The organism is Pseudomonas citri (assembly GCF_025336485.1).
In the GTDB taxonomy this organism is placed as follows: Bacteria; Pseudomonadota; Gammaproteobacteria; order Pseudomonadales; family Pseudomonadaceae; genus Aquipseudomonas; species Aquipseudomonas citri.
Map to the genome: position 1 here is coordinate 74,793 of NZ_JAODAB010000027.1, position 6,616 is coordinate 81,408.

3 protein-coding genes are annotated in these 6,616 nt (G+C 45.3%); 1 reads left to right on the forward strand and 2 read right to left on the reverse strand.

Features of this window, described 5'->3' with window-relative positions; genetic code table 11:
* The first annotated feature begins 87 nt into the window (after positions 1–87).
* The gene (locus N4Q37_RS23385) at positions 88–3,900 is read left to right on the forward strand and encodes a hypothetical protein (protein ID WP_260962091.1); all 3,813 of its coding nucleotides are present in this window, start codon (positions 88–90) and stop codon (positions 3,898–3,900) included.
* A 286-nt stretch (positions 3,901–4,186) separates the two neighbouring features.
* Here the strand turns inward: N4Q37_RS23385 and N4Q37_RS23390 are convergent, their stop codons facing one another.
* Together N4Q37_RS23390 and N4Q37_RS23395 are read right to left on the reverse strand one after the other, a co-directional pair.
* Positions 4,187–5,092 carry a hypothetical protein gene (locus tag N4Q37_RS23390; protein ID WP_260962092.1) on the reverse strand — a complete coding sequence of 302 codons (906 nt, stop codon included), beginning with the start codon at positions 5,090–5,092 and terminating at the stop codon, positions 4,187–4,189.
* Positions 5,093–6,118, reverse strand: coding sequence for a hypothetical protein (locus N4Q37_RS23395; RefSeq protein WP_260962093.1), 1,026 nt, complete (start codon positions 6,116–6,118; stop codon positions 5,093–5,095). It lies immediately after the preceding gene.
* Between the last annotated feature and the right edge of the window lie 498 nt (positions 6,119–6,616).

Consider the following 6,616-nt stretch of genomic DNA (forward strand, 5'->3'; position numbering starts at 1 on the left):
GATATGTAAACTTGGTGCTATCTCTGCACGCAGGATCCATTATTTGCGATCTAATCACGGGCGAACAAATTCTAGGAGCAGGAAGGGATGATCCTTACCGAAAATCAACTTGACGAATGGGTTCTTGGGAATGCTCGAGATGCTCAAGGCGTGATAGTTGAATTAGTTTGGCGTTTGGTTGCAGCTTCATGTCCAGCTCCGCTGGAGCGCAGGTTTCCATTGGGAGATAGTATTGGTCAACATGGCCCGGATGGTGTGTTGCATGTGAATCTGTCTTTTGATCCCTTCGTCCCGGAAGGAAGATCGTTTTGGGAGGTAGGAACGGGGCTGAAAGCAGGTGATAAAGCTACCTCCGACTACAAAGGCTTAGTTGAGACAATCCCCGAAAATATCCGGCTGCAGTCAAGCTTTGTTTTTGTAACACCCCGTTCCGGCCGAAGGGATTGGGAGCACACATGGAAGGAAGATGCACAAGGGCGGTGGCTAGAGGATCGGATATCCAGGAACGAATGGGCGGAAGTCAGAGTCATTGATGGCACAAAGTTAATTGACTGGATCCACCAATTTCCAGCAGTAGGACTATGGCTTGCAAACATAATCATTGGGTTACCTCCACAGGCTATCGAGACACCGGATCAACGATGGAGCTTGATTCGTTCGATCGGTGAACCCCCATCATTAATGCCGCGGGTATTTCTGACGGGTAGGGATGAAGCTTGTTCAAAAATTCATGAAGTTTTTGTCGGGAACGCAGTCCAGTTGAAGCTCAGCACTCGCTATCCAGATCAGGTAGTTGATTTTGTCTGCGCATATTTAGCGGAGCAAAGTGAAGAATTCAGGGTTGATGCCGCAGGGCGCTGCCTTGTTGTTTCAACTGTGGATGGCTGGAAGGCTTTAACCACTCAGAGAGAAAAGCTCTTTCTGATCGCAGATTCAGGGTTAGATCTGAGCGGAGTTTCAGGCACCAAGTTGATTCAAATGGCAAGGCGCGCAGGCCACGCAATTATTTTTGGGGGCGCCGCAGGCGGTATTCCAGATCCTGCGAGTGCGTCATTGCACAACCCTCGCCGACGGGAGCTTAAGGAAGCACTAACTCACTCTGGGTATGGAGAGGAACGCGCACGTTCGCTTGCCCAAAAATGTGCAGGGAATCTCGGGTCATTACTTCGGTGCCTCCAAAACCTATCTTTAATGCCAGAGTGGGCGGAAGGATCCGTCGCATCGGAACTGGCAGTTGCCATGATGCTTGGGGCTTGGGCTGATGAGTGTGCAGCTGATCGTGCTACTGTGGAAAGTTTGGCGGGAAACTCTTACGGGGAGTGGATTGAGTCGATGCGAGTTGCAGCACTCACCTCAGGCACTCCCCTAATTCATCAATATGGTGATTGGAAATTCAGTTTACGATTTGAAGGTTGGTATGCGCTAGGTTCAAGAATTTTCGACGAACAGCTCGATCGCTTTCGAACTAGCGCACTCTCCGTATTCAAAGAGGCGGACCCACAGTTTGATCTGCCCGTAGAAGAACGTTATGCAGCAGCTGTTCACGGCAAGGTTTTAGTTCACTCAGATGAGTTAAGAAAGGGACTAGCCGAAACCTTGGCCTTGTTAGGGAATCACGCTAACGCACTTATTTCTTGTAAGCCTAATAAGGCGGAAACCATCGTATCAAATATTGTTTATGAAACACTGTCTGGTGCCGATTGGGTACAATGGGCGAGTTTGGGTAATCTATTGCCACTATTTGCAGAAGCTGCACCCAATATTTTTCTTAAAGCTGTAGAGGATGCTTTGTCTCATGACAAAATCCCTCTGCAGGTTTTATTTAGTCAAGAGGGTGATGGCATAACTGGCCGTAGTTACATCAGTGCTCTGTTATGGTCACTGGAGACTTTAGCGTGGGAATCTATCTATTTAAACAGAGCAGCATTATGCCTTGCGGAGTTATCCGCACTTGATCCTGGTGGTCGTTGGGCCAATCGACCCGCTAACTCACTGAGGGATATTTTTCTCCCGTGGTATCCTCAAACATGTTCTTCGTTACAACAAAAATTTGTAGCTGTATCCCTTATAGTTGATGAGCAGCCCGAGATTGGCTGGAAGCTATTGCTGGCGCTTTTGCCTCGCTCTCACTCATCATCCTCGGGAACACGAAAACCCGAGTGGAGAGAGGTAATACCAGATAGCTGGACGGAGGGAGTGACAACATCAGAGTATAACTCTCAGACACAGCAATATTCGGAAATGCTCGTGGACTTCGTCACGTGCCACCCTGGAAAACTTTCTGAAGCGCTGGATTACTTGGAGCATTTGCCATTAAAAGCAAGCGATAGGCTTTTACATTTTCTGAATATCAAAGCGGTTGAAGTTTTATCTGAGGATGACATCCTGGTTGTGTGGAACAAACTGGTAGATGTTGTCGCTAAACATCGAAAGTTCATCGATACTGACTGGGCTTTACCACCAGAGCGAATCAATAAAATTGCCGAAACCGCAGAAAAAATATCGCCTACGTCACCAGAGTTTAGTCATCGCCGTCTATTCAGCGAAAGAGACTATGATTTCTATGACGAGGGAGGGAGTTTTGAAGAAAAAAATCTTCGGCTCAATATAAGGCGTGAAAATGCTTTGGTCGAAATAGAGTCCATGGGCGGTTATGCATCCATTATCCATTTCGCTTCAGTCGTAAAGTCTTCTTGGCGTGTTGGGATTGGGTATGGGAAAGTTTCCTCTAGTGATGTTGATTCATTAATTCTGCCATCATTAATAAATAATGCTGACAGCAAGCTGGTCAGTTTTGTCGAAGGGTTTGTGTGGAGTCGATTTGGTTCTAAAGGCTGGGCTTGGGTTGATCAACTAAATATAACGAGATGGGCGTCATCTGATAAGGGGCGTTTTTTATCATATCTACCTTTCACCAATAAAGCATGGGAGTATGTTGAGCGCTTACTTGGGGGTGATGATGGTGAGTATTGGAGTTCCACGCCAGCCAATATTTTTGATGATTCTAAAAATGTTGACTTTGCTATTGATAAACTCATCACCAATGACCGTCCAAATGTTGCCTTGAGATGTATAGGTGTTTGTAATCATAAAAAAATGCCATTCAACTCCCACTTGGCAGTGAAAGCTCTTCTAGCTGCGATTAACTCTAATGAGTCGCAAACTGCTATTGATTCATATCAAACTACCGAAGTTATTAAGATGCTTCAGCGCCATCCTGGCGCAAGCTTGAATGATGTGGTGAATGTTGAGTGGGCTTACTTACCATTGCTAGACAAGTATAGCGATGGCTCACCTATTTTTTTGTGGCGAAAACTAGCAGGTGAACCTGTTTTTTTCTGCGAGCTTATTCGCCTTGTGTTCAAATCTAAGCAAGAGAGCGAAAGTGAGAATTCAGAGCCTATTGATGAAGTTCAACAAAGAGCCGCGACCAACGCTTATCGCCTTTTAAGTAATTGGCAGTACTTGCCGGGCACGACTCCAGATGGAATACTCGATGAGAGCTCTCTTAAGAATTGGATTCTTTCCGTGAAAGATATATGCACGAAGTCTGGTCACTTGGAAGTAGCATTTTCTATGGCTGGTCATTGTCTCACTTATTCGCCCCAGGATCCCGATGGACTTTGGATACATCGCTCTGTGGCCACGGTATTAAATGCCAAGGATGCGGAATCCATGCGAGATGGTTTCAGAACGGCTTTATACAACAAACGCGGAGCACATTGGGTTGATCCGACAGGGGCCGGTGAGCGGAGCTTAGCTGATGAGTACCAGTGCAAGGCAAACAGTTTAGAGGAGGCGGGATATCATCGTCTTGCTACTTCGATGCGGGATATGGCTGAGTCATATGAACGTGAAGCTGAATTTGTCATCACAAGAAGCATTAAGAGGGATGCGTGAGCCTATCATATAGTATTGGCTTTACGAGTCTGCATAAAAACAAGCGGGCCAGGAGGAAATCCTCTACTTGCACTCTGTTAGTGGCCGAGAGGTCGAATATCCGATTTTAGTCGTTAGCTGCCAGTTGTGGACGACAGCTCAGCGCGGTCTCGAGAGTGGATTAAGCAGAGGTTTTCCCTGGTTTACAAGCTGACACGATTGTTTTTTGTACTGACGTAAGAGCGGCGGCCGGCACCTAGGGCATTTAATAAAATGTACAGCCGGCACGTGCGTACTAAAAAACTAGCTACTCAAACGCCAACTGATGTTTAACTACCCCGTGGAAGATTGTAGCGATGTAGTTAAGGGTGATCTTATTAATAAATGAAAAAAGGAGGTCCGCTTCGATAATGTCATCCAAACCGATGTTGTCGCTTCGCGCATTTGAATAATGAAAAAACCTATTGCGCAAGGTAACAAAAAAACTATGATATTCCGCGAAAGGGATAGCCAATAGGTCAGGTCGAACTGTTGCTGGTGTATAATTTTCTGGTTTTTTCCAACCGGCGACTTTTTCAGCCAATGCTTTGAATATTGGCTCTCTATACTCTTGCTTCGTATTTATTTCTACATCTATCGTTCGCGCAAGCTCTGGCAAGTCCTTAAAAAGACTTACCACAAACGTTTTGTGAAATTTTAACTCGCCAACATTTCCATCAGAATCGTTATTCATCCATTTTCGAAGGTTCTCAAACGTCCCGACGTAATCTTGCGTCCTTGATGCATAAATCATGGGAAAAGCATATGACATATGCTCATAAGATCTATACAAATGAACAAATGCGGCCGTATGACGCCCGCCTTCTTCATGATAAATGCAACTCGCCAGTTCGCTTAGAAACGGTTTATAAAATTTACGATTATTCCATGCCGTTTTTTTTACGAGGTGTTCATAATCCGATAATGCTAAGTCCTCATCGAACTCATCGAAGAATGACAAATCTCCGCTTTCATTATCTCTAATGTCACCGTAGAAATAATTTTTTTTGAGAACAGCACTTTCATCAGTGTTCAAGTTTGTGATCTGACAACTACCGGACAAAACTCGAAAAATTAGAGCAAACTCCGCAACCTGATCGTGTATAAAGAAAGGAGATTCAGGCGTAAGCGGTGATCCATTGCGTTCCGAGAACTCATAGCTAACTGTTTTCATCTATGCTGCGATCTCGTCTGAGAAATAGCTAAGCAGCTCGATATCATTAGCTCTCTTTAGCTCACTGATTTTCTCTATATATTTTTTGCTAAGCTCGCGACGATATTTTCCGAGGTTTACCTTGGCCGCATCAATTGATTTAAAAGCCCCGTCAAACATTTCAACAGCATTACCAAAATCATCGGCGCTCATTTCAACTAGATGTCTGTAAGAAGACTTGACACCAACGCAAAACCCAATGAAATTATTTTGAGTTTTTAGCCAGCTTTTAGCACCTTCATTAGCCGAAAATTTGTCAACCAACTCAAGCACCTGTTGAAACTCCAAGCCATTCTCCACTACAGCCGTTGCCATAATATTCCCAACAATAATCTCATCCATTTTTTCGCTGATGATTTTATTGTTTTCGTTATGAACGCTATTGGTGAAAAATGCCAAATACCCTTTAGATATATCGGCAAGATTAAACGCGCCGCGCTTTATCTTTTCGCCACGGTCCTTCTCGGACTGAACCTCAATTTCAAGAGACTCAAAGTCGAACAGCTCTTCTGTGAGTACCTCGATTTGATGCCGAGGAGTCATTGGACGCTGACCATTGTTCAGCGTAATCATCCGATACAGCAACATGTCTTTGTTTCCAGAGATAATGATGCTCAGGAATAGAGCTTTCTCAGCTGGAAAATTTTCATCATCTTTAATGCTATTAAGTGTGTTCAGGCGCTGCATGCCGTCCAGGACATACCCACCACCAATATTTTCATTCGCGTATTCCGTTGCTTCTTCTATGCCTTGGAACTCTGGACTCGGATCAACCATTGCTAAGGTAATGGCAGGCATCAAACACCCCTTCAGGAGGTCGTTCCGAAGGCGATCATAGAATGCAGGGTTTTGAATTTTTCGCTGCGCAGCAAAGCGGTTGATCAGAGGGAAAACTTTCTCGATTGCATAGCCATATGTAGTTTGACCAGTCAAAACAACGCTTTTAATAACCGCGTCGTATTCCTGCGTAAAAATTGTAATGCTCATCTAAGAATCCCTCCAAAAAACGAGAATCATATTCATATTGACTACCAGGGTAAAGATCAGCTCAGCATCCAAGCGACGACACTCTATCCTCGCCCGTTCGCTGAGAAGTGGCCGTCTGCTGCCTGCCACCACGGCAGCTTTGGGCGGATTCCTGCCTATTCTCTACGGAGGGGATGATCGACAACGTTCGAATTCAGGAGGCTTACCATTCCGTATGTGGCTCTGAATTACTTGCAGACTGACTACGTGCTGACCTCTAAAAAATCCCGAGTTCGATTCCACCGAACGCCATAACTAGCTGATTTATTTATAGTTACTAGTTGGGGTACGACGAATTTTCCAGCGAATTCCAGATCCGCGGAAAACCTGGCCTCGCAGTAAGCTACCGTTCGTCTGGTGCCACCATACAAGACGAAGCCCTCCCCCGGTGTCAGGATAGTTGTCGCCTCTCCAGATTCACCTGAAAACAATCCCTGGGGGCGGAAAGAGAGTCGATGT

What these genes read in the sequence shown, in the direction of transcription:
- N4Q37_RS23385 (WP_260962091.1), top strand. Translation starts at nt 88, where the DNA reads ATGATCCTTACCGAAAATCAACTTGACGAATGGGTTCTTGGGAATGCT.
- N4Q37_RS23390 (WP_260962092.1), bottom strand. Translation starts at nt 5,092, where the DNA reads ATGAAAACAGTTAGCTATGAGTTCTCGGAACGCAATGGATCACCGCTT.
- N4Q37_RS23395 (WP_260962093.1), bottom strand. Translation starts at nt 6,118, where the DNA reads ATGAGCATTACAATTTTTACGCAGGAATACGACGCGGTTATTAAAAGC.